Genomic DNA, 24093 nt, shown 5'->3' on the forward strand with positions numbered 1-24093 from the left:
CGGTCACCACACCCCCTGGACATGCTCCCGCACGCCCTGCGGACCAACGTCGATCACATCCACGCGCATTCCCCCGGAAAAGCGCACCCCCTCGCGATTCTGTTCCAGCCACAGGCCAGCCACGGTGCGTATCCGCCGCAGCTTCCGCGGACCGACTGCTGCCACTCCGCCCCCATCGGAGTCCGAGGTGCGATACTTCACCTCGATAAAGGCGAGATCGCCCTCAGGCGTGCGTGCAACTATATCCAACTCCCCGTAACGAGTATGGAAATTGCGTTGCAGTACCTCATATCCCGCCCGCTGCAGATACTCCGCGGCTAGGTTTTCCCCTGCGTTACCCACCCGCCGCTTGTTCACCGTTGGCACTGTCGCTTCCCCTCACTTCCTCGCGTCCCCTACCTTTTCAATCGGCACCGGCTCTTTCACGGCCAGCACCTGGTTCACAAGTGTGGAGCATTATCCACGCGAGGGGGCGTCGCCAAACAAGAAGGGAAAAGCAAAAGCCCAGGGGTCTGTGGATAACCTCTGGGCTGTGAATAAGAAGGGAATGTTAACGGTTAGTCCGGCAGTTGCAGCTCGGGCTTGTCGAGTTCCTCGATGTTGACGTCCTTGTAGGTGATGACGCGAACATAACGGACAAAGCGGGCAGGCCGGTACATATCCCACACCCAGGCATCGGACATGCGGACTTCGTAGTACACCTCGCCGCCGGAGTTACGGGGAATCAGCTCGACGGCGTTGGCCAGGTAGAAGCGGCGCTCGGTTTCCACCACATAGGAAAACTGGCTGACCACGTCGCGGTACTCGCGGTACATCGACAGTTCGACGTTAGCTTCGTAGTCGTCTAGTTCCTCAGCGCTCACGGACTTACCCTCGATCCTTTCCCTCTAGCCACTGCCGATGCGCAGCGGCCACGTTCTTGTAACTGTAGCGGTGATAAGGGGTGCCACCATGCAGACTCACCGCGTTCATGTGTGCCTTGGTGCCATAGCCCTTGTGACTAGCCAAACCATACCCCGGGAACTCTTCGTCGAGGGTTCGCAACACTCGATCCCTGGAAACCTTTGCCAGCACGCTTGCCGCACTAATGCATTTCGCCATCTGGTCGCCTTTGATCACTGGCAGGTGTGGCATAGGAAGTCCCGGCACCTTGACCGCGTCGGTCAACACATACCCCGGCTGAACGTCCAATGCCGCGACTGCGCGACGCATACCGGAAACATTGGCGTGCTGGATACCAAAACTGTCGATATCCGCAGCGCTGATGTGGATGATCGAATACGCCACGGCGACGTCCTTGATGACCTCAAAGAGGCGCTCGCGGGTCTTCTCAGTCAGCTTCTTCGAATCGGTGAGCCGCTCCAGCCCCGCACCGTCTAAATCAGCGGGGAGGATGCACGCCGCAATGGAGATCGGCCCGCAGCAGGCGCCACGACCGGCCTCGTCCACCCCCGCTACGGGCCCCAGCCCCGCGGCTTCTAACTCGCGTTCCAAGGAGCTTTAGCCCTGGATCGGCAGGGAGTCCACGCCACCGATACGGTTAACTGGCAACAGAATGGACTCGACCTCGCCGACGATGTTTTCCACCGGGATGGTGCCCTGGTGCTCATCCCCCATGTGCGCGCGAGAATCCAGGGAGTTGGTGCGGTTATCGCCCATGACCCAGACGGCATCGTCTGGCACGGTAACCGGGCCGAAGTAGTTACCCTGGCATTCCTTAGATCCCATGGTGGGGTCGATCGGGTTGACGGGCGGATCCATCGTGTAAGAATCATCGACCTTCTTACCGTTGACCATGATTCCCGGGTCGCCCTCCTGGCACTGCACCGTCTGCCCACCGGTGGCAATTACGCGCTTGACCAGGGTATTTTCATCGGGAGCGACAATGCCGATGGTGGCGCCGAGGTTCTGCAGGCCACGCACGACACCATTGGAACTGCGACGGGAAGTGTATTCTTCATTCCACGACTCGGTGCCCACGAAGACAATTACGTCGCCCGGATCGGGCATCTTGTTGCCACGATAAGCCAGTTTGTTGACGAAGATGCGGTCGGGCGTACATCCCTGACAGCCGTGGAGAGTGGGTTCCATCGACTCGGAAGGAATCAAGTACATGCGGCCAACGAAGTTGTTGAACGCTCCTAGCACTAGCATCGTCACCAGGATGATGATCGGCATTTCGACCCACCATGGGTAGGTCTTCTTCTGCTTCTCTTTCTTCTTTTTGTTAGGTGACGCCCCATCCTCCGGCTGCGCAGCGGCCTTCGGTTCACCATTGGCGTCTTCCGGGGCTGGGCGCTGGGTGGGGTACTCGCCCGGCTGGCCAGGGAGCTGCTGGGGATCGTTCGGTTCCTGTCGATGAGTCACAAATAGCCAGGATACCAGTGGCAGGAAAAGCAAAAAACCCAGCCACGAAACTGTGGCTGGGTAGTTAGCACTTAGAGGGTAAGTACTAGCGGCGCTCCTTGATGCGGGCTGCCTTGCCGCGACGCTCGCGCAGGTAGTACAGCTTCGCACGGCGAACCTTACCGCGGGACAGAACGTCGATGTGGTCGATGTTCGGGGAGTGAACCGGGAAGGTACGCTCCACACCAATGCCGAAGGAGATCTTACGGATGGTGAAGGTCTCGCGGATGCCGGAGTTCTGACGACGGATTACAACGCCGCGGAAAACCTGCAGACGGGACTTGCTGCCCTCGATAACCTTGACGTGAACGTCCAGGGTGTCGCCAGGGCGGAAATCAGGAATGTCATCGCGCAGCTGAGCTGCGTCAACCTTGTCAAGAATGTGCATGGATAAAATCCTTTTGCTCGTCTGGATAGAGGATCCTCGCGGCTTTTCGCTTGTTCCACGCGCCTACGGGTTCGTACCCACAACAGAAATTAACTTGAGTAGTATGCCATCGATCAGCGGCGTTTACCAAATCCGGCGTTTTTTAGTGCAGCGGCCATGCTGCCCTGTGGCTGGCGCTTCTTTCTGCCCTGCTTGCCGCTGGCCTTTGGCTCATCCTGCAAGCGTAGGGAAAGCCCGATGCGGTTGCGGGGCACATCCACGTCGACCACGCGCACCTTTACAACCTCGCCAGAGCTCACCACGTCGTGTGGATCCTTGACGAATTGATTGCTCATTGCGGAGACGTGGACAAGGCCATCCTGGTGGACGCCGACATCCACGAATGCACCGAAGGCGGCAACATTCGTCACGGTGCCTTCCAGCACCATGCCGGGGCGTAGATCCTTGATGGTCTCAATCCCTTCGGCCAGCGTGGCGGTCTTAAACGTCGGGCGTGGATCGCGCCCGGGCTTGTCCAATTCCGCTAAAACGTCCGTGATTGTGGGAATTCCGAATGTGTCATCGGCGAAGTCTTTGGCGCGCAGTTTGCCTAGCACGGCGGTGTTGCCCACAAGCTGTGGCACCTGCACGCCCGTGGATTCAACAATGCGCCGAACCAATGGATAAGCCTCTGGGTGGACTGCCGACCCATCCAGCGGATCAGCCGCACCATTGATGCGGAGGAAGCCCGCGGCCTGCTCGAAAGCCTTCGGCCCCAGACGGGGAACCTTCAGCAACTCCTTGCGGGACTTAAACGCCCCGTATTCGTCCCTGTAGGCCACAATATTTTCGGCCAATGTGGGCGTAACACCTGCGACTCGGCTGAGCAACGGGGCGCTGGCAAGGTTGACATCCACACCCACGGAGTTCACTGCATCCTCCACCACGCTATCCAACCCGGCGGCCAGCAGAGCCTGGTTCACATCGTGCTGGTACTGCCCGACACCGATCGACTTCGGGTCGATCTTCACCAATTCCGCCAAGGGATCCTGCAGACGTCGAGCGATGGAGACAGCCCCACGGAGGGAGACATCCATATCGGGGAACTCCTGTGCGGCCACCTCTGAGGCGGAGTACACCGATGCGCCGGCTTCGGAGATGACGACCGTCTGGGGCTTCGTTCCCTCGGCCAGCCCGGCAATTTCCTTTGCCAATTTCTCGGTTTCGCGGCTGGCAGTGCCATTGCCCACGGCTAGCAGTTCCACGCCGTGCTTGTTCACGAGGGCGCTCAAAATGGTGCGAGCTTTATCCCACTGTCCGGAGTGTGGATAGACCACAACCGTATCTAAAACCTTGCCGGTGCTGTCCACGACGGCGCATTTCACTCCATTGCGATAGCCCGGATCGAGCCCTAAGGTCGCGCGGTGGCCAGCAGGTGCCGCCAAGAGCAGATCCTTCAGGTTCTTGGAAAAAACATTGACTGCCGCTTCGTCTGCTTTTTCCTTAAGGCGCATCCGCGCATCCACCGCAGAGCTCACGGCCAGCTTGGTGCGCCAGCCGAAGCGAACACACTCTGCACGGAACTTATCCGCCGCGTCCCCCTGCGCCCCCAACCCAGTGCGGTCAGCGATGATTCCCTGGTAGAACTCGTCGCTCTCCCCCGGGGCGAAGTTAACACGCAGCACGCCCTCGTTTTCGCCGCGCAGCAGTGCTAGCACGCGGTGGCTTGGCAAATCCCCGAAAGGCTCGTTGAACTCAAAGTAATCGCGGTACTTCTGGCCTTCCTCCTCCTTGCCCTCGATGACCGCGGATTCAGCGCGGCCCCGGCGGAAGTACTCCTCGCGAATCTCCCCCACCACATCGGCGTCGGTGGAAATGTCCTCAACCACGATGGCTCTGGCGCCCGCCATCACTGCGGCGGTGTCATCAAAACCTTCTTGAACATAGCTTTCCGCCAGTTCGGGACTACCGCCGGTGAGGAGCTTTTCGACCAGTTCCCCAAGCCCCGCCTCCCGCGCGATGGCGGCCTTGGTGCGACGGGACTTCTTGAACGGCAGGTAGAGGTCCTCGAGTCTTGCTTTCGTGTCCACTTCCAAAATTTTTTGCCGCAGCTCATCGGTCAGCTTGCCCTGCTCGTCAATGCTCTTCAGAACTGTTTCCTTGCGCGCGGCCAGCTCGCGCAGGTAATCGAGGCGCTGCTCAAGCTGGCGCAACTGGCCATCATCCATGCCACCGGTGATTTCCTTACGGTAGCGGGCGATGAAAGGCACGGTCGCCCCACCGTCGAGCAAATCGATGGTCGCTTGGACGCGAGAAACTTCCGCCCCAAGTTCGTGGGCAATGCTGCTAGCGATGCTATCGGTCATTCCCCACATTCTAGAGGGGCTACTGCTTGCCGAAGTCCTCGCCCCACTCCGGGGCGTCGTTGGTGAACTCAGTCAGCTCCGGCTGCAGACCCTATCCTTTAAACCACCCCGTTACCGCAGGGGCGATATTCGTGTAAACGTGCTTGTGCTCTTGGTACTCGGCCAGTCCGGTGGGGCCAAGTTCTCGGCCATTGCCGGACTGCTTCATTCCGCCCCACTCTGCCTGGGGCAGGTAGGGGTGGAAATCATTAATCCAAATGGTACCGTGACGCAGCTTGCGCGCGACCCGTTCAGCCTTTCCGCCATCCGTGGTCCACACGGCGCCAGCCAGGCCGTACTCCGTGTCATTGGCAATGGCGACGGCCTCGTCCTCAGTGGTGAAGGTCTCGATGGTCACGGTGGGGCCGAAGGCTTCATCGTGAACGCAGTCCATCTCCTGAGTGCAGCCATCAATGATCGTCGGCAGGTAGAACACGCCCTTGGTCAGGTCGGTGTTGCCCGTCGCGTGGCTACCCTCGTTGTCCTCAGCAGTCGGGATCCGGCCACCGCAGAGAATGTTGGCGCCCTGCTCACGTGCATGATCGACGTAAGCGGCGACCTTGTCCCGGTGGTCGGCAGAAATCAAGGCGCCGGTCTCGGCAGCCTCATCCAGCGGGCCACCGATCTTGATCTGCTCAGCCTTGGCCACGAGTGCCTTGACGAATTCGTCGTGGATGGACTCCTCCACCACGATGCGAGAACCCGCGGAGCACACCTGGCCCGAGTGCACGAATGCACCGTTGAGCGCGTTATCCACTGCCGCGTCGAAGTCTGAGTCGGCAAAAATGACATTCGGGTTCTTGCCGCCCAGCTCCAAAGCCACGCGCTTGACGGTCTCCGCCGCATTCCGGGCGATTAGCTTGCCGGTAACAAGGCCACCGGTGAAGCTGACCATGTCCACGTCCGGGCTTTGCGAGAGGGGGTTGCCGCAATTGGCGCCCGCGCCGGTGATCAGGTTCGCCACGCCTGCGGGCAGTCCCACCTGATTCAGAACTGTCATCAGCATCATCGCGGTGTGTGGCGTCAGTTCCGCCTGCTTCAGCACAAAGGAGTTACCCGCCGCCAATGCCGGTGCAACCTTCCAGGCCACCTGCAGCAGTGGATAGTTCCACGGAGTGATCAGGCCGCACACGCCGACGGGTTCGGCGTCGATACGAGAGCGAACATTCGCATCACCCGGATCGACCACACGACCCGCCTGGTGCTGGACGAGAGTGCCAAAGAACTCAAAAGAGTTGGCAATGTCATCCATGTCGATCTCTGCTTCGGCCAGGCGCTTGCCGGTGTCGGCTGCTTCTGCACGGGCGAAGTCATCTTTGTTCTCGCGGATCTTCTCAGCGACCTTCAGCAGCAACTTGCCACGCTCGACAGCGGGAACATCCGCCCATACACCGGAATCGAAGGCAGCGCGGGCGGCAGCGATGGCCTTGTTCGTATCTTCGTCGGAGGCCTCGGAGACCACTCCTACCGTGGTGTTATCAGCGGGGTTGATGATGGTGCGGGTCTCACCGTTGTTGGCTGGCACCCACTTGCCGTTGATAAACAGCGAAGCGGGGGCGCCTTCATTGTGGTGTACCCCGGCCAGCAGATCGCAGGTAGTCGGGTCGAAGAGTGCAGCGTTCATATTTGAGGTTCTCGCTTTCCGATTGTTCTTACAGTCGAGTGAAAGGTTTTAGTCTTCGGTCCAGGCACGCACGGGGTCGGCACCGTCGGACATGTCCGAGGTACCTGGCAAGTCGCGCTGCATGTGCAGGAACTCTAGGTGACGCTCGTAGAGATCCAGGACGTTATCGATCAATTGCTCGGTCGTGTAGCCGTAAATGTCGTAGCCGAGGGAGCCCGTGTTATCGAAGACCTCCAAGCGGTAGTAGTTCTCCCCATTGCTAGTGCTGCGAGTAAAGCTCGGCACCGGATGTTCCATTGGGTAGATCTGGTAGCGGAAATCTTGTTCTTCGCCCAGGTGCAGGGTGAGATCCAGCTGGTTTACCGGCAGGTTGGGCACTTCGGCAGCCACCAGCGTAGTCTCGATTCCCTTGTCATTCAGTTCGCGGGCGACGGATGCCAAAGCGGGCTGGGCGACGTTGACCAGATATTCATTGGCCTTGGAAGCGCTGGGCCACGTGGAGGCTCGCGAGAGGCGCTTGCGCCAAGACTGATTGTCCCCAGATCCACTCGAGCGGCCGGACATGGCGCTGTGCAGGGAAACGCTGCGGGCTTCTGTCGCGTAGCTCTCCAGGCGCAGCGAGCGCCATAGTCCAAGCATGATGAGGTAGATCACGATGGTGAACGGAAGCCCCATCACGATGGTTGCGTACTGCACTGTTTCGACGCCATTAACTTGCAACATGACAAGCGTCAGTACACCGACCAATACAGCCCAGAAAATGCGGGACCACTTCGCCCCGTCCTGGCGGGAATCTTCGATCTTGGAGGTGAAGTTGGCGGTCACTAGAGCGCCGGAGTCGGCAGAGGTGATGTACAGCAGCAGGCCGATCAGTGTGGAGAGAACGATCAGTACCGTGCCGCCACCCATGTCCTGCAGCAAGGCATAGAAACCTTGTTCCGGATACTCCATCGTGTTGTTGGCGAAGTCCATATCTCCGCTGATAACGCGACGCAAAGCGGTATTACCAAACAGGCTCGTCCACAGCAGGATGAATAGGAAGGGAATGGTCAGCACGCCGACGACGAACTGTCGCAGGGTGCGGCCACGGGAGATGCGGGCCAGGAATAGACCGACAAAGGGAGCCCATGCCACCCACCAGGCCCAGAAGAACAGGGTCCAGGCGCCCATCCAGGCCTTGGTGGATTCCGGATCCTCGGAGAAAGCAAACGTGTCCATGGTCATGCCTGGGAATGACGAGACATAGTAACCGATATTCATGACGAGGGCGTCAAGAAGGAAGGCAGTCTGGCCGGTCACCGTGACGTAAACGACCAAGCCAATGGCGAGCAACACATTGATTTCGCTCAGTCGCTTGATGCCCTTGTCCACGCCAGAGACCGCAGAGAGAGTGGCCACGCCGACGGCGAAAATGATCAGGCCGGATTGTACGGCGACACCTTCGTCCCAGCCGAAGATGAGGTGCAGGCCATAGGTCAGCTGCACCACGCCGATACCGAGAGAGGCGGCGATGCCGAAGACGGTGCCCAGAACTGCGGCAATGTCCACCGCACCTCCGATGGGACCGTGGATGCGCTTGCCGATCAACGGGTACAGGGCGCTACGGATAGCTAGAGGCATGTTCAGGCGGTAGGCGTAGTAGCCGAAGGCCATGCCCATCAGGGCGTAGAGAGCCCAACCGGTGATGCCGTAGTGGAAGAGAGCCCACACGACGGCTTGCTCGGCAGCTTCCCGGGTTTGTCCATCGCCGACGGGCGGAGCCATGTACTGAGTGACAGGCTCGGCTACGGCGAAAAACATCAGGTCTACACCGATACCAGCGGCGAAGAGCATCGCCGACCAGGAGAATAGGCGGAATTGCGGGCGAGAGTGGTCTGGCCCAAGGCGGATCGAACCGGACTTGGAAAAGGCGACCACGAGGACGAAGATCACAGCGACTGTTGCGGTGACGATGTAAAACCAGCCGAGGTTGGTGGAGATCCAGCCAGTCACCGACGCCAAAGTGTCCTTGGCTTGCTCCCGCCCCACGAAGGCATAGAGCGCAACTGCGAGGATGCCCAAGGCGGAGATGATGAACACAGGCCAATTGGTCTTAGGGGGCGTTACTTCACCGGGCGAATAGCTATCGCGGTCATTAACATCAAAAGAGCCGACAATGACACGCGGACCGGAGGCCTTCTTCCTTCCCACGATGCGCCGGGCTTTGAGGTCGTTTTGTGCAGGCGGCCCGGTGCTTGTGGCACCGTCAGTCGATTCGGGCCGGGAGTCGTTGTCGGAATTGGTCATGTAATTCTCCTCGATTACTTCCCGCCAAAGGGAGTTCATTTTCTAAGAAATACAATTTTCTAGACTACACAGCTATTTCTAATATGCCAGCCGAACCCCTCATATAGGTGCCATTCTCACCTCACTAGCGAGGTGTGCCAAAATTAGGCTTTACCTGCTGCCTAGAAATCCTATTAAGAAACTGGCATACTAGATTTTGTTCAGTCATTTAACTAGGAGGTAAGTGAATAGATGGGCTTCATCGACAAGCTGATTCCAGGTAAGAAGAACGACACCGAAGGCCAGGTCGTCGAAGATCGTCGTCGCGATATTGTCATCGTCGGCGGCGGATCCGCAGGTTCGGTTTTGGCCAACCGACTTTCCGAAGACTCCACCAAGGACGTCATGGTTCTAGAGGCCGGACGCCCCGACTCCCTGTGGGATCTGTTCATCCATATGCCCGCCGCATTCTCCTTCCCTATCGGCGACAAGCACTACGACTGGGAGTACGAGTCCGAGCCGGAGCCAGAGATGAACGGTCGCCGTATCTACCACGCCCGCGGCAAGGTGCTGGGTGGCTCCTCCTCCATCAACGGCATGATCTTCCAGCGCGGCAACCCGATGGATTACGAAAAGTGGGGCAACCTGCCAGGCATGTCCAACTGGGGCTGGAGCCACGTCCTGCCCTACTTCAACAAGATGGAAACCGCGCTGGCCGCTGACCCTGATGACCCACGTCGTGGCCACAACGGTCCGCTGAAGCTGACCCGTGGCCCGGCAACCAGCCCACTATTCCAGGCCTTCTTTAAGTCCGTCCAGGAAGCCGGCTACAACCTGACCAACGATGTAAATGGCTACCGACAGGAGGGCTTCGCACCCTTCGACCGCAACATCTTCGAGGGCAAGCGCCTCTCCGCGGCTCGTGCGTACCTGCACCCGGTAATGAACCGCAAGAACCTCGACGTGCGCACCCGCGCATTCACCACCCAAGTAATCATTGAAAACGGCAAGGCCGTGGGCGTGGAATACCAGTGGAAGGGTCAGACCCACCGTGTCTTCGCCGACAAGGTCATCCTTTGCGGCGGCGCCTTCAACACCCCGCAGCTACTTGAGCTATCCGGCATCGGCGACCGCGCAGTGCTGGAGAAGGCAGGCGTCGAGGTCAAGAAGCACCTGCCCGGTGTGGGTAACAACCTGCAGGACCACCTCGAGGTCTACGTGCAGTACAACTGCACCCAGCCGGTCAGCTCCCAGCCCTACTACAAGATGATCAACCGCCCGTTCATCGGTCTGCAGTGGCTGCTGACCCGCCGTGGCCCGGTTGCTTCCTCCCACTTCGAGGCCGGTGGCTTCGCCCGCTCCAACGACGACGAGGCCTACCCGAATCTGATGTTCCACTTCCTGCCGATGGCGATCCGCTACGACGGCTCCCAGCCGGAAGGCGAGCACGGCTTCCAGTTCCACGTCGGCCCGATGTACTCCGATACCCTGGGGCACGTACACATCAAGTCCAATGACCCGAAGGAAAAGCCGGAGATCCTGTTTAACTACCTGGCCACCGAGCAAGATCGCCGCGAGTGGGTCGAGGCAGTGCGTACCTCCCGCAAGCTGCTTGATACCCCGGCAATGAAGGAGTTCACCGACGGCGAGATCTCCCCCGGCGCTGCTGTGCAGACCGATGAGGAGATCCTGGAGTGGGTTCGCAATGACGCAGAGACTGCCCTGCACCCCTCCTGTACCGCCAAGATGGGCCCGGCAGACGACGAGATGGCCGTTGTCGACCCGGAGACCATGCAGGTGCACGGCGTTGACGGCCTGTACATTGCCGATGCATCGGTCATGCCGATCATTACCAACGGCAACATCTACGCTCCTGTCGTCATGTTGGCGGAAAAGGCTGCCGACCTGATCAAGGGTGAAAAGCCACTGGATCCGATCGACGCTCCCTTCTACCGCGCCAAGCAGGACATGCCGCTGTACGCGGAAGGCGAGAAGGTTCGCGACCACGTCAACGCCATCCCCGGCGCTGACCACTAGGAGCGTTTAGCCTTCTAGGCCGTCAAGGTACGCCCGGTCTGCTTCGGATAGCTCCACGCTACCCAGCAAGTCAGGGCGTATTTTTTTGGTCCTGGCGAGGGATTGCTCCCGGCGCCATTGGGCGATCTTGGCATGGTTGCCGCTAAACAATACGTCGGGCACGTCCAGACCACGCCACTGCCTGGGACGCGTGTAGCTAGGCCCTTCTAAGAGACCATCTTGGAAGGAATCCTCCTGGTGGCTAGCTTGGTTACCCAACACGCCAGGGATCAGCCTCACCATGGCTTCCGCCATGACGAGCACCGCTACCTCGCCGCCAATCAGTACATAGTCACCGATGCTGACTTCCTCCACGCGATAGCGGTTCTGTGCATCCTCCACTACGCGCTGGTCAATGCCCTCATAGCGGCCGCAGGCAAACACGACATGCTCTTCCCTACTCCACCGTTCAGCCATGTCTTGGGTAAACGGTCGCCCTGCCGGTGTGGGCACGATAAGCAGCGGTTTTGTGACGCCACCTGTTCCCCCGCCTGCCACCCCAGCATCGGTCTCGGGGGTTGCGGACAGCAGGTTGCGTTTGTGTTCCGCGGAGGTTTCCAGGTCGGCTGTGGCAGCTGCCGGACCGGTTCCCGCCGCCACATCATCAAGTGCTGGCCCCCACACCTCGGGCTTCATCACCATGCCCGGACCACCGCCGCAGGGGGTGGAATCCACCGACTGGTGTACGTCGTTGGTCCAGGCTCGCAGGTTGTGCACGCCGACGCTTAAGATTCCCTGCTCGATGGCCTTGCCCAGCAGAGCATGGCGCAGAGGTTCGAGGTACTCGGGGAAGATCGTTACAACATCCAGGCGCACAGCTAGCTCAGCTCCAAAAGCCCCTCTGGCGGGGTCAGTACGATTACTTCTTCTTCCAGATCCACCACCGGGACGATCTCATGACGGAAGGGCACTAGTACTTGCTTTCCAGCTGTGGGCAGCTGGGATTCGGCGTCAATAAGAATAGCGAGCAACTGCCCGGCTGGGGTGTGCTCGACGCCGACGACCTCGCCGACCAGATCCCCGAGCTCGATCGCGTCTCCTTCGGCATCCGTGCCGGGCGCGAGAAGATAGGCGTTCAAACCCTCGAGTTCGTGGTCGTAGAAACCGTCATCATCCTCGTCGTGGATCGGAGCGGCAAAGAAGCGTACGCCGCGTAGCGATTCGGCGGTGGTGCGGTCAGTGATTTCCTCGAACGTGACCAGGAGGCGCCCCTGGTGAGGGCGATAGGCGCGCACGGTGAGCTTCAGCTCTTTACCCGCCTGCTTACCTGTGAGGACCTCGCCGGTGGCGAAACGCTGAGCCGGAGTGTCCGTCGTGGGATCGACAACGACCTCTCCACGCACTCCATGGGGTTTAATTACCCGACCGATCTGCAGCTCCATTGGCTAGATGACGCCCTGGGCGAGCATAGCGTCTGCCACCTTACGGAAGCCAGCAATGTTAGCGCCGATGATGTAGTCGTCTTCCTTGTCGTATTCCTTGGCTGTGATGTCGCAGGACTTGAAGATGCCGCGCATGATGTCGCGTAGTCGCTTATCCGTGTAGTCGAAACTCCAGGAATCGCGGGAGGCGTTCTGCTGCATCTCCAGTGCGGAGGTTGCGACACCACCAGCGTTGGCTGCCTTGCCCGGGGCAAAAAAGATCTTGCGCTTGCGGAATACCTCAATGGCTTCCGGAGTGCAGGGCATGTTTGCGCCCTCGGCAACATAGCGGCAGCCGTTGTCCGCCAGTATCTTTGCGGCTTCACCGTCCAGCTCATTCTGGGTGGCACATGGTAGGGCTACGTCTGCCTCGACCTCCCAGATATTGCCGCCAGCGTGGTAGGTCACGCCATCGGTCTCCTTGGCGTAATCGGACAAGCGGGCGCGACGAACCTCCTTCACGTCCTTCAGCAGCTCGATGTCCACGCCCTCCGGGGTGAATACATATCCAGAGGAATCGGACATAGCCACGACGGTCGCACCAAGCTCCTGAGCCTTCTGAGCTGCGTAGATCGCAACATTACCGGAACCGGAAACAATCACCTTCGCACCGTCGAAGCGATCACCGTGGGCACCCATCATCTCCTGAGTGAAGTACACGGTGCCGAAGCCGGTAGCTTCAGTACGCACGAGGGATCCACCCCAAGTCAGCCCCTTGCCGGTGAGTACGCCGGACTCGTGACGGTTCGTCATGCGACGGTATTGGCCAAACAGGTAGCCGATTTCCCGGCCGCCCACGCCGATATCGCCGGCAGGAACGTCCACTTCTTCGCCGATATGATTGTGCAACTCCGTCATAAAGGACTGGCAGAACGACATGATCTCGCGGTTCGACTTTCCCTTCGGGTCGAAGTCGGAACCGCCCTTGCCGCCACCGATGGGCAGTCCGGTGAGGGAGTTCTTAAAGATTTGCTCGAATCCCAGGAACTTGATGATGCCCAGGTTTACAGACGGGTGAAACCGCAGGCCGCCCTTGTAGGGCCCCAGCACGGAGTTAAACTGCACGCGGAAGCCGCGGTTGACGCGAACTTCACCCTCGTCGGTGATCCACGGCACGCGGAAGATGACCTGGCGCTCTGGCTCGCACATGCGCTCAATCAGCGCGTAGTCAGCGTAGTGGTCGTCCTTCTTCAGCACATACGTCAGGCTGTCTAGCACCTCGGCGACAGCCTGGTGAAATTCGGGTTCACCAGCGTTGCGCTGGATGATCTGCTGGTAGTAACCACTGACGGTTTCTTCGACGTTCATTGAGGGATGCCTTCTTTGCCTCTAGCGAAAACTCCACATCCGGGCTTGCAGCCGTTTCTGTGATGACAGTCATTGAGTCTACTCCCCATGACCGACAACACATTCAAGCGGTAGTTATGGGGGCACTACCTTCGGCCAAGATCAAAGAAAAGCCCAAGAGAAAACCCCAGGCGAGCAATGAATGCTCATACCTGGGGGTGAAAAAGCGATTGGCGGCAGAATCGCCTGCGCTTTTACTCTGCGGACTCAGCCTCAGCTTCGCCCTCGGAGTCAGCAGCCTCAGCCTCAGCCTTCTCGGCCTCCTCAGCTTCCTTAGCAGCAGCCTCTTCAGCAGCGGCAGCCTCGGCAGCAGCCTTGGCCTCTGCTTCTTCCTTAGCCTTGCGCTTCTTCTCGGTGATAGCCTCTGCGGTCGGGCCATCGGCAGCCTCAGCCAGAGCCTCGTTGAATAGATCCAGCTTGGACTTCTTCTCCTCGGCCACCTTCAGGGTGCCCTCTGCACCCTCGATGCCCTTGAACTTCTGCCAATCACCGGTGACCTTCAGCAGAGCCAGAACAGGCTCGGTCGGCTGAGCACCAACGCCCAGCCAGTACTGTGCACGCTCGGAGTCGATGCGGATCAGGGAAGGCTCCTGGGTCGGCTGGTAGATGCCCAGGTTCTCAATAACCTTGCCGGAACGCTTGGTGCGGGAATCCTGAACAACGACGCGGTACTCCGGGGTACGGATCTTACCCAGGCGCTGCAGCTTAATCTTGACGGCCATGTGATGGCTCCTTTTCTTCTAGTTGGTCACTGGGCAGTTCAGACACTCCGTCAATGTCAACGGAGCCGGTTCAACCCTTGGTATTTTTGCTGCGCGTGACCACCGGCCGACCGTGGTCGGGGACAGTGTTACACAGACAACCTGGATAAGTGTAGTAGCGGTTACCGACTGGAACCAAATCCGTCTAGTGCCCCTTTACTGTCTGCTTCTTCCAGCCGAGTGCGATAAACTCCCGGCGATCTCCAGCGACATAGTGCTCGACCAGTCTCAGTGCTTCGTCGAGGCTCTTGGTCTTCCGCTGAAAGTTTTCGATCTGTCCGAAATCGTGGCCCCATCCGACAATAAAGCTGGTACGAAACCTTCCACCGTCGTTGTAAACTCGAATGTAATCGCCCTCTACCTGCGAATCGAGCACCTGGATAAAATCGCCGTTCTTTCGCAGCTTCACAGCCCGCAGAACGTGAAGGTTCTCTGGGCCAAGGGGAACAGGCTCGAAGAGGTTCGACTGCATTTCGAAACGCGTGTTCCCCTGCCACGGTACCGGGGATTGGCCAAAGCCATGCCATTTCACAGAGCCTAGAAGTGCCGACGGCGCTTGGATAAAGATCTCAAAGGCCGCACAAGTCTCTCCATCCGTCAGACCATTCACCGCGTAGTTCATTCCACCCGGCACCTCATAAGTCAGCCGGTACCCTTTTCTACTTTTCTTCACGGTAAGTGCAAATTCTTGAAGCGCGGCGTTGGCCTCTACAGCTGGCGTTCCTGCCGCCATTTGGATGTGCTTGCTCACCTCCACCACTTCGTCGAGTGCCAGGTTCCTTACTGATTCCGCGAACGCCGCGCCCGATGGTTGTACCCAAATCTGGGTAACGGAGCTATGGTTCGATTTCATCATCATGCTGTATTCCAAGGAATCTGTCCCGGTTCGAGCATGATTCAAGAAGACATGCCTGCCGTTAAGAACGACGGATATCCCGTACTTCATTGCAAGGTGCAGAATCGTGGCAAAGGTTCCGACAAACACCGCCCGCTCCACCCACACGCGCGTCACGGCAAACGACTCTAAAGCGGCGCCCTGCGGCCCTGAGAATCGCACGCTGTCAGACCGCTCTGCCTGCAGGGCATAGACAAATGCCTCCATGTCGCCGGACGTTAAATGATTGTTCTGCGCTAGCCACCTCTGAAAGTGCAGAACGGTCGAATCTGCCCAGGGTGCTTCGCGTTCCGGTAGCACCAAGAGGCTCACCTCAGCCACGCCTTGTGGAGCAAAACGCTCCTCCATGGACGGCACGAATGCCTGGAAGGCACTATTCACTGCGGCTGCATCGGCAGCCACGTACCAACGGGCAAACTCGACTGTTTCCTGTCCACTAGTGAATGTTCGAGTCGCAGCAAAACCGTTGTCCCGGCTCAATGTGGCGAGCCATTGACCCTGATGGGTTTGGCCGAATGTCAAGCGCTCCCCAGGCTTATCCTGCAGTGGCATCATGGTTCCCCGCGGAAGTTCGATCACGGCGTCGAAGCGGCGAAGCGGCAAAGCCTGTCGCTTTTCTAGAGTTACTTTCTCCATCGCGCCTACTGCTTCGTCCTCACGCCAAGGGAGCTGACCGAGGTATGGGCTGCGATCCGCGAATGCGAGCAACAGCTCTTGTGCTTCGTCAAAGTTCCGGGCACGAAGCTCGAGGTTCTTTTTAGGGTCGCCAAGGACGGGCTTCGCAAACTGCCACTTTAGCAACCAACTGCCGTCGTGCTGGAGCTGGGCGGACAACGCTTGACTAGGACGGAAGAAACTCCGCCCGATTTCAACTCTCAGCCATGCGTCATTCAGATGGGGGCTCCGCAGGGCATCTTCAAAAGCTATGTCCAAGGTTCTTGGCGAGACCTCACGCCAGTAACTGCCGAGCGAGTTCGTTAATCTTGCTCCACTTCCGACCTGAATGTCGGAGCCGACACCATTAGCAAGTAGTCCTCCATCGGCATCGAATACAAGCGCATGGTGCTTCAATGCGATTTTGCAGATGCCTCGGATACGTTCCGTATCAAGCGGATCTACCGGAACCTCTACTCGTAGCTGTGACACAAACTTCTGTTTAAAGAGCTCTTCGAGATCTCGGCAAATGTCCTCCATCTCTGATGGCGGAACACGCAGATCCATTTGATCGTTGGCATTGAACTCTTGGACAAGCTCGTGGTGATTTTTGTGTGTCTGGGGCTTGGGGAGATAGACAAAAAGCGGGGTTTGTGCCCTCCTAGGCTCTACCCGAATTTTCCTCTTTTCCAGCATTGTCCAGTGATCGCCGACGAACTCCTTGTAGATCTGGGTGGTCTCGTCGACATCGCTGGCGTAGACAGCGCCGCGTTCGGTTTCGCCGTTGTTGTAACCCCATGTCGTCATGACCCAGCCGGGGTTATCGGCATGCTCGATCCTTAGGAAGTCTCCGGGAGTGCGCACATCCGTTATCTCGATCCAGCCGCCTGGGTCATTAGACGCAAACTCTTTAAGCGACTGAGAGAACTTTCGGTCATCCAAGCGGATGGGGTGGTTCAGGGTCGGGGTGCTGATCTCGAATGGAAGGTTACTAGCACTCCTTATATCCCCGGAATGTATGTCCCAGTCAATGAACTCGTCAAGCTCTAGCGGTTGCTTCGTTACCTGCTCGAAAAGGTCGAGGACTTGTCCTTGCGACAGCTTTTTAGCTTCCTTCAAAGACCAGCCATGAAAACGCCCTTCCTCTACAATCTCGGATGTATAGGCCTTAATGCTGAAGTTGTCGAGAATCTGGCTGTCCGGCTCAACAATGAGAATTTGCCGACACCCAGGGTGTTCTTCGGATGTGTAGGTTAGCCGCAGTTGCCAATCCGAGTAGCTCAGTGTCATTGCTTCTTCCATCGCCTGCAGTGTGGCGATTTCCCACCGGTTTCGGCACTGGCTCGACCCGAAAAGTTCTGCTGTACTTCGCCACTCCCCTTCACCGCGCCGTCCGGACGGATTGAGCAATACCCAATTCCCATCAACAACCAGAGAAACACCGTGCCGCATGGCGACGGCCGTCAGAAGGTCGAAGGTACGAGCCGATTCCTCTTGTGGAACCTTCATCATGATCTGCCCACGCTCTGCAGTTTCTGGGTCGATGACTTCAAACCACGAAGCAAAGTCCCGCATTATCTCCTGCAGAAAACTCTCCACGGAGCCGACAGCTTGAAAGCTACGGCTCATCGCAAACTCATGGATTCTGCAGACTGAGGAGTTGGTCCACGGCTCATCACGTTCTGGAAGAACCACCGCACTCACAGTGTGCATCGGCGGTTCAGGTATCTCGGCGGTCTCTGGAAAGTAGTCAAGGAACATGCCTCGCTCATTGCGGGTATAGGCCTCCGCGATCTCCAACAAAGTTTCGGAGTTATCAAAGGTCTTTTCCAAGCCACCTGACGTAGACCGTTTCAGAGCCGCACGCCATTTTCCTTCAGGGGCTCTTCCCAGCTCCAGCGAAAACTCGGGCTGGTCATGAAGACACAGCATGGATTTTTCGGGAAGATCGCGGAATGCCCCGAGCCGTCGCAGTCTGTATTGCATGCGCTGCTTAAGGTCGCATGTCGCAATACATAGTTCAGGTCTCAGCACACTCCTCAATCGCTGCGAAGGAACCGACCAGTAATGCTGGAGAATTGTCGGGCAGCGATCCGCGAAGGCGAGGAGCATCGCGCGCGCATCCACATACCCGCCAGCCCGACGCCATTGCACATCAACAAGCTCACTGCTGGTTTTTGCCCATACCACTTCGATCTCGCCGTTTTCCAGCAGGTGAAAACGCATCGAATGCCCGAATTCATCGGGGCGGGGCTCATAACTGGTGACTCTCACCCATACCCCCTCGGTGGTGCTGGCACGCAACGCATCTGCGAAAGCACGATCCACGGTGTGCTCGCTGATCTGAGTCCACACCGTGCCCAGGGAGTTCGTCAGATAAAACTCTGGAGCAATTGCACCGTTGATACCGCTGGCGTCGACGAGAAGATCTCTGGTACCCACATAGGCATTTACGCGGTGCTTAACCGCTGCGAGTCGAATGTCGTGTACCGCGAATGGATGTTCGGTATCTACGGTGGCGCTGATCACCCGGCGGGCTGGGAAGTCTGCTTCCAGGATGTCCCCCAAATCCTGGGCAAAGTGCTTCATTGCTGGATCCGGCGTGCGTCGCAGTTCCTCGAGATCTGCGTCCTGCAACAACGCCGCCTGAACTTCGTGGTTGTTGGCGATGCGCGAAGGGGGCCGGATGAAATGAAGCTCAAATTCCATGTAGCCCAAGTTACCGACTTAGGCGATATCCCACCGGGCTAATGAACCGCTACTTCTTGGGGAAGTTCATCTTCGACAGATCGATCCCCTCGAAGCCTGGGGGCAGCTGCTCCTGCATCTTTTCCAGATCCTTCATGCTGGGCATGCCGCCACCCATACCCGGCATTCCACCCATTCCCGGCATTCCAGGCATTCCGCCGCCCATGCCCTTGCGCATGTTCTGCTTCTTCTTTTTGGCGTTCTTGCCCTTTTTGCCCTTGCGGTGCACCTTTTGCTTCTTGGTTGCAGACCGGCCGCCCATGCCGAACTGGCCAGCCATTTTGCCCATCATCTTCTTGGCCTCAAAGAAGCGCTCCACCAGCTTGTTCACGTCGGAAACGCTCACGCCAGAACCGTTGGCGATGCGCTTACGGCGGGAGGCGTTCAGGATCTTCGGGTCCTGGCGCTCGGCCGGGGTCATGCCGCGGATGATGGCCTGGATGCGGTCCAGTTCCTTTTCATCCACCATGTCGGCCATCTTCGACATCTGGGAGCCACCGGGCATCATCTTCAGGATGTTGCCCAAGGGACCCATCTTGCGGATCATCAACATTTGCTCGAGGAAGTCCTCGAGCGTCAGGTCGCCGGAGGCCATGCGCATGGCAGAGTCTTCGGCCTTTTCGGCGTCCAATACCTGCTCGGCCTGCTCAATCAGGGTGAGCACGTCACCCATGCCGAGGATGCGGTTGGCCATGCGGTCCGGGTGGAAGACGTCGAAGTCTTCCTGCTTCTCGCCGGTGGAGGCGAACAGGATCGGCTTGCCGGTGACCTCGCGGATAGACAGGGCGGCACCACCGCGGGCGTCACCGTCCAGCTTCGTCAGGACGACACCCGTGAAGTCCACGCCGTCGCGGAATGCCTCGGCCGTCGTAACGGCATCCTGGCCGATCATGGCGTCAATAACAAAGAGCACCTCGTCGGGCTCCACCGCATCGCGAATATTGCGCGCCTGGCGCATGAGCTCCTCGTCAATGCCCAAGCGACCCGCGGTATCGATGATGACGATGTCGTGCTGGCTGCGATAAGCCTCTTCGATACCGCGCTGGGCAACGTCGACGGGATCGCCGTGGCTGGTGCCCATCTCGTGCTCGTGAGAATCCAAGCTGGTTCCCGGATCCGGGGCGAAAGTCTTTACTCCGGCGCGCTCACCGACGATCTGCAGCTGCTGCACCGCACCTGGACGCTGCAGGTCACAAGCCACAAGCATCGGAGTGTGGCCCTGCTTGGCTAGGTGCAGAGCTAGCTTACCGGCCAGGGTCGTCTTACCAGCGCCCTGCAGACCCGCCAGCATAATGACTGTCGGCGGGTGCTTGGCCAGGTTCAAGCGACGGGTTTCGCCGCCTAGGATCTCCTTGAGCTCCTCGTTGACGATCTTGATGACCTGCTGGGCGGGGTTGAGAGCCTCGGATACCTCTGCCCCCGCGGCGCGTTCCTTAATGCGCTTAATAAAGGCACGCACCACCGGTAGGGATACGTCTGCCTCCAACAGCGCAAGGCGGATCTCGCGAGCGGTGGCATTGATATCAGCCTCGGACAACTTGCCCTTGCCACGAAGGCCCTTCATGGCAGATTGCAAGCGGTCTGACAAAGACTCAAACACTAGTGAGTGCTCCCTTGTAGGTATCGAAAGGTGGCTTTTAACTCTCCCAGCTTAGCCAGAGGCCAACGGAACAGTCACATTCAGCCGGCCATGTTACAGTGCGGCCTCCCCGCGCTCGCCGGTGCGTACGCGGATCACCTCGTCTACCGGTGTGACCCAGATCTTGCCATCGCCAATTTTTCCGGTGCAGGCCGCGCCGACGATCGCGTCGACGATGCGATCCACTGACGCGTCTGCCGCGACGATCTCTAGCTTGACTTTCGGCACGAAGTCCGACGCAAACTCAGCGCCGCGATATACCTCGCTGTGTCCGCGCTGACGGCCAAAGCCTTGAGTTTCGCTGACGGTCAACCCGTGGATTTCTATGGACTCGAGTGCCTGCCGGATATCAGGCAGTGTGAAAGGCTTAATCACTGCAGTGATGAGTTTCATTCTTCTTCTCCCTTGCGCGGGGCGTTGTACAGACTACGGATGTGCGAACTGGATGTGACTTTGAGGTCGTAGGCGGACTCGCGGTGCTCCACCAAGTCGATGCCCGTATCCTCATCTCCGTCGTCGACCCTCCAGCCGATGGTGGCCTTAATAAGCAGCGCCAGCAGATACGTAATCACACTGGAAACTACCATCGCCACGACAGCGATCACGATCTGCACAGCCAGTAGCTTGAGGCCATCCTTCCCACCGCCGGTGAGCAGCCCATTGTCCTTGGACAATAGTGCCAACCCAACGGTTCCCCACAGTCCGGCGGCTAGGTGTACGCCGACGACATCGAGGGAATCGTCGTACCCGAAGCGGTATTTAAGACCGATAGCCATACATGCGATGACGCCACCTACGAATCCGAGAATGATGGAGGTCAGCGGCGTCAACGTTCCCGCTGCCGGAGTGATCGAGACCAAGCCTGCGACGGCGCCAGAGGCGATGCCCAGCGACGTTGCGGCGCGGTCGCGGATCGTCTCACAGCACATCCATCCGAGCATCGCAGCTGAGGCCGCGACAGTAGTGTTCACCCAGGAAATCCCCGCAATACCATCCGCGGCGAACGCCGAGCCACCGTTAAAGCCGTACCATCCGAACCACAGCAGCGCCGTGCCGAGCATCACCATCGGCAGATTGTGAGGGCGCCCCACCTTCGTTGGGAAGCCGGCTCGTTTACCGACGATCAGCGCCAAAACGAACGCTGCCGTACCCGCGGAAATGTGCACTACAGTGCCACCGGCGAAGTCGATCGGGGCGATAGTGGCCTCCCCTTCGGTCGTGCCGAACATCCATGCGGCGATGGAACGCTCACCATCGCCAAGCAGGCCACCGCCCCACACCATGTGGGCCAGAGGGAAGTACACCAACGTGACCCAGGCGCCTGCGAAGGCCAACCAAGCGGCGAACTTCACGCGCCCCGCTAGCGCACCGGAGATGATTGCAGTGGAAATGATGGCGAAGGTTACTTGGAAGCCAATGTCGATGGCATTCGGGTAGCCGTTCGCACCTTCGATGGGCTGGCCCGCGGCGTCAAAAAATTGGCCAGAAAGTCCGAATGCGGTGAAGGGGTTACCGAACAACCCCGCGATGTCCTCGCCCGCGTAAGACATCGACCAGCCCCACAGTACGTACAGGACGGGGACGAGGGCCATCACGCCGAAGGACATCATCATCATGTTCAGGACTTGGCGGCGTCCCGTCATTCCGCCGTAGAACAATGCGAGTCCGGGGGTCATGAGCAGCACCAGCGACGCGCTGATGAGCATCCACGCTGAATTGCCGGAGGAAAGTACAAGTTGGTCTGGGGTCATGGTTTCATCCATATCTGTGAGTCTCAGCACTTGTGAAGCACAAGACTAAGCAGTCCCGATGACGCATTCGGTAGCTTAAAAATTTTTTGAGACGCAGATCACTGGTTTTCTGACCCAAAAACGCAATCAACCCCGCACGCGTCACACATGCGGGGTTGACTTAAAAAATTTTTTGTATGGAAGCTGCCCGGCGGGGTGGATTTTCTACCCCAGCGGGGTTCTAGCCCATAAAGGTTCTAGCCCAAGAGTGCGTCCACGAAGCTTTCCACTTCGAAGGGGGCAAGGTCGTCCGCGCCCTCGCCAAGGCCCACCATCTTCACGGGCACGCCGAGCTCTTCTTGCACCTGGAAGACAATGCCGCCCTTGGCAGTGCCATCGAGCTTGGTGAGAACCACGCCGGAGATGTCCACAACCTCGCGGAACGTGCGCGCCTGCATGAGGCCGTTCTGGCCGACAGTTGCATCCAGCACCAGCAGTACTTCGTCGACCTTGGCCTTCTTTTCCACCACGCGCTTGACCTTGCCCAGCTGATCCATCAGGCCGACGCTGGTGTGCAGGCGACCGGCGGTATCGACAAGTACGACGTCTACGCCCGCGTCGATGCCCTTCGCCACTGCGTCGAAGGCCACGGATGCGGGGTCTGCGCCCTCGGCGCCACGGACTGTTTCTGCCCCTACTCGACGCCCCCAGGTCTCTAGCTGATCAGCTGCAGCCGCACGGAACGTATCGGCCGCACCCAGAAGCACCTTGTGTCCCATACCGATGAGCACACGCGACAGCTTGCCTGTGGTGGTGGTCTTGCCAGTTCCGTTGACGCCCACCACCATGATCACAGCTGGTTTGCCGTCGTAGGGCATGGCCTTAATGGAGCGATCCATGTCCGGCTTGCAGGCATCAATGAGCGCTTCACGGAGCATAGCGCGAGCTTCCTGCTCGCTGGATACGCCATTGATTGCGATGCGCTCGCGGAGGTCGTCAACAACCTTCATGGTCGTCGGGGTACCCAAGTCGGCCATAAGGAGGGTGTCTTCAATTTCCTCCCATGCGTCTTCGTCTAGGTCACCGGCGCTCAAGATACCCAGCACGCCACGACCGATGACGTTCTGGGACTTGGACATGCGGCCACGCAGCTTGCCCAGGCGCCCCTGCACTGGGGCGATCTCCTCGCGCTGCTCCGCTGGTGCGGGCTCTTCTGGTGCGGGCTCTTCTGGTGTGGTTTCTTCCACCGGTTCCGGTTCTGGAACCGGTTCCGGCTCGGGCGTTTCTACTGGTTCCTCAGTGGGTTCTGGTTCCTTAGTGGGCTCCGGCTCTTCAGTTGGCTCAGGTTCTGCCACAGGTGCCGGGGTGGGCACCGACTTCGGAGCTTCCGGTTCTGGGGTTGGCTCAGGTTCTGGGGTTGGTGCCGGTTCGGGGGTTGGTGCCGGAGTTGGTGCCGACTGCTTCAGCTCCTGGTCAGGCCGCAACTCCGGCTGCTTGGCTTCCCCACCACCAGCGGTGAAGTTGAAGCCACCCTGCGCCTTGTAATCGCCGCTGCTTGGCTTCTTCTGCTCGATCTCCTCCTTCTTTTCAAAGGAGACCTGCTTCGCCTTCTTCCGGCGTAGCCCCAGAACAACGAGAATCGCCACGATAATGGCAAGAACCAAAAGTCCAATAAGGACCCACATCACAACAGTATTCATAGCCTCCAGTGAATCAGAACTTCAGCATCGATGCCGACTCATATCTTGTTTTTCC

Annotated in this window: 18 protein-coding genes; 1 reads left to right on the forward strand and 17 read right to left on the reverse strand. The window is 58.8% G+C overall.

The features are described 5' to 3' along the window. Positions 1 to 3: 3 nt before the first annotated feature. From AC06DS_RS08995 to betT, 8 genes are all read right to left on the reverse strand, one after another. Positions 4 to 357 (reverse strand): YraN family protein, encoded by a 354-nt coding sequence (locus AC06DS_RS08995; protein ID WP_477100572.1) that lies wholly within the window; start codon positions 355 to 357, stop codon positions 4 to 6. A 200-nt stretch (positions 358 to 557) separates the two neighbouring features. Continuing rightward, positions 558 to 863, reverse strand: a complete 306-nt coding sequence (locus AC06DS_RS09000) for a DUF2469 domain-containing protein (RefSeq protein ID WP_005295294.1) — start codon at positions 861 to 863, stop codon at positions 558 to 560. Between the two features lie 4 nt (positions 864 to 867). Continuing rightward, positions 868 to 1494, reverse strand: coding sequence for a ribonuclease HII (locus AC06DS_RS09005; protein ID WP_477100573.1), 627 nt, complete (start codon positions 1492 to 1494; stop codon positions 868 to 870). 6 nt (positions 1495 to 1500) lie between these two features. Then, on the reverse strand, positions 1501 to 2367 hold the full coding sequence (gene lepB / locus AC06DS_RS09010; protein WP_448307594.1) for a signal peptidase I: 867 nt from the start codon (positions 2365 to 2367) through the stop codon (positions 1501 to 1503). Between the two features lie 85 nt (positions 2368 to 2452). Further along, positions 2453 to 2794, reverse strand: a complete 342-nt coding sequence (gene rplS, locus AC06DS_RS09015) for a 50S ribosomal protein L19 (RefSeq protein ID WP_293790022.1) — start codon at positions 2792 to 2794, stop codon at positions 2453 to 2455. Positions 2795 to 2907: 113 nt separating this feature from the next. Further along, on the reverse strand, positions 2908 to 5139 hold the full coding sequence (locus tag AC06DS_RS09020) for a Tex family protein (RefSeq protein WP_476727558.1): 2232 nt from the start codon (positions 5137 to 5139) through the stop codon (positions 2908 to 2910). A gap of 91 nt (positions 5140 to 5230) precedes the next feature. Then, the gene (locus AC06DS_RS09025; protein WP_448307592.1) at positions 5231 to 6802 is read right to left on the reverse strand and encodes an aldehyde dehydrogenase family protein; all 1572 of its coding nucleotides are present in this window, start codon (positions 6800 to 6802) and stop codon (positions 5231 to 5233) included. Positions 6803 to 6850: 48 nt separating this feature from the next. Further along, positions 6851 to 9088 (reverse strand): choline BCCT transporter BetT, encoded by a 2238-nt coding sequence (betT, locus tag AC06DS_RS09030; RefSeq protein WP_477100574.1) that lies wholly within the window; start codon positions 9086 to 9088, stop codon positions 6851 to 6853. Positions 9089 to 9319: 231 nt separating this feature from the next. On the opposite strand from betT, the gene betA reads away from it, so the two are divergent. Next, complete coding sequence (gene betA, locus AC06DS_RS09035) at positions 9320 to 11104, forward strand: choline dehydrogenase (RefSeq protein ID WP_473963172.1); 1785 nt, start codon at positions 9320 to 9322, stop codon at positions 11102 to 11104. 6 nt (positions 11105 to 11110) lie between these two features. Here betA and trmD read toward each other — a convergent pair whose 3' ends face one another. From trmD to ftsY, 9 genes are all read right to left on the reverse strand, one after another. Further along, positions 11111 to 11959 (reverse strand): tRNA (guanosine(37)-N1)-methyltransferase TrmD, encoded by an 849-nt coding sequence (gene trmD, locus AC06DS_RS09040; RefSeq protein ID WP_477100575.1) that lies wholly within the window; start codon positions 11957 to 11959, stop codon positions 11111 to 11113. A gap of 2 nt (positions 11960 to 11961) precedes the next feature. Beyond that, positions 11962 to 12525, reverse strand: coding sequence for a ribosome maturation factor RimM (gene rimM / locus AC06DS_RS09045; protein WP_477100576.1), 564 nt, complete (start codon positions 12523 to 12525; stop codon positions 11962 to 11964). Between the two features lie 3 nt (positions 12526 to 12528). Then, complete coding sequence (gene gdhA / locus AC06DS_RS09050; RefSeq protein WP_293790001.1) at positions 12529 to 13872, reverse strand: NADP-specific glutamate dehydrogenase; 1344 nt, start codon at positions 13870 to 13872, stop codon at positions 12529 to 12531. A 233-nt stretch (positions 13873 to 14105) separates the two neighbouring features. Next, positions 14106 to 14633, reverse strand: a complete 528-nt coding sequence (gene rpsP / locus AC06DS_RS09055) for a 30S ribosomal protein S16 (RefSeq protein WP_448307588.1) — start codon at positions 14631 to 14633, stop codon at positions 14106 to 14108. Between the two features lie 184 nt (positions 14634 to 14817). Further along, complete coding sequence (locus tag AC06DS_RS09060) at positions 14818 to 18930, reverse strand: hypothetical protein (RefSeq protein WP_477100577.1); 4113 nt, start codon at positions 18928 to 18930, stop codon at positions 14818 to 14820. 49 nt (positions 18931 to 18979) lie between these two features. Beyond that, positions 18980 to 20569, reverse strand: a complete 1590-nt coding sequence (gene ffh, locus AC06DS_RS09065) for a signal recognition particle protein (RefSeq protein ID WP_477100578.1) — start codon at positions 20567 to 20569, stop codon at positions 18980 to 18982. 93 nt (positions 20570 to 20662) lie between these two features. After that, positions 20663 to 21001, reverse strand: a complete 339-nt coding sequence (locus AC06DS_RS09070; RefSeq protein ID WP_448307585.1) for a P-II family nitrogen regulator — start codon at positions 20999 to 21001, stop codon at positions 20663 to 20665. Next, positions 20998 to 22359 carry an ammonium transporter gene (locus AC06DS_RS09075; RefSeq protein WP_477101198.1) on the reverse strand — a complete coding sequence of 454 codons (1362 nt, stop codon included), beginning with the start codon at positions 22357 to 22359 and terminating at the stop codon, positions 20998 to 21000. Before AC06DS_RS09075 ends, AC06DS_RS09070 begins: the two co-directional genes overlap by 4 nt. A gap of 236 nt (positions 22360 to 22595) precedes the next feature. Then, positions 22596 to 24038 (reverse strand): signal recognition particle-docking protein FtsY, encoded by a 1443-nt coding sequence (ftsY, locus tag AC06DS_RS09080; protein ID WP_477100579.1) that lies wholly within the window; start codon positions 24036 to 24038, stop codon positions 22596 to 22598. Positions 24039 to 24093 lie beyond the last annotated feature (55 nt).

This window comes from Corynebacterium sp. TUM25015, assembly GCF_056393505.1.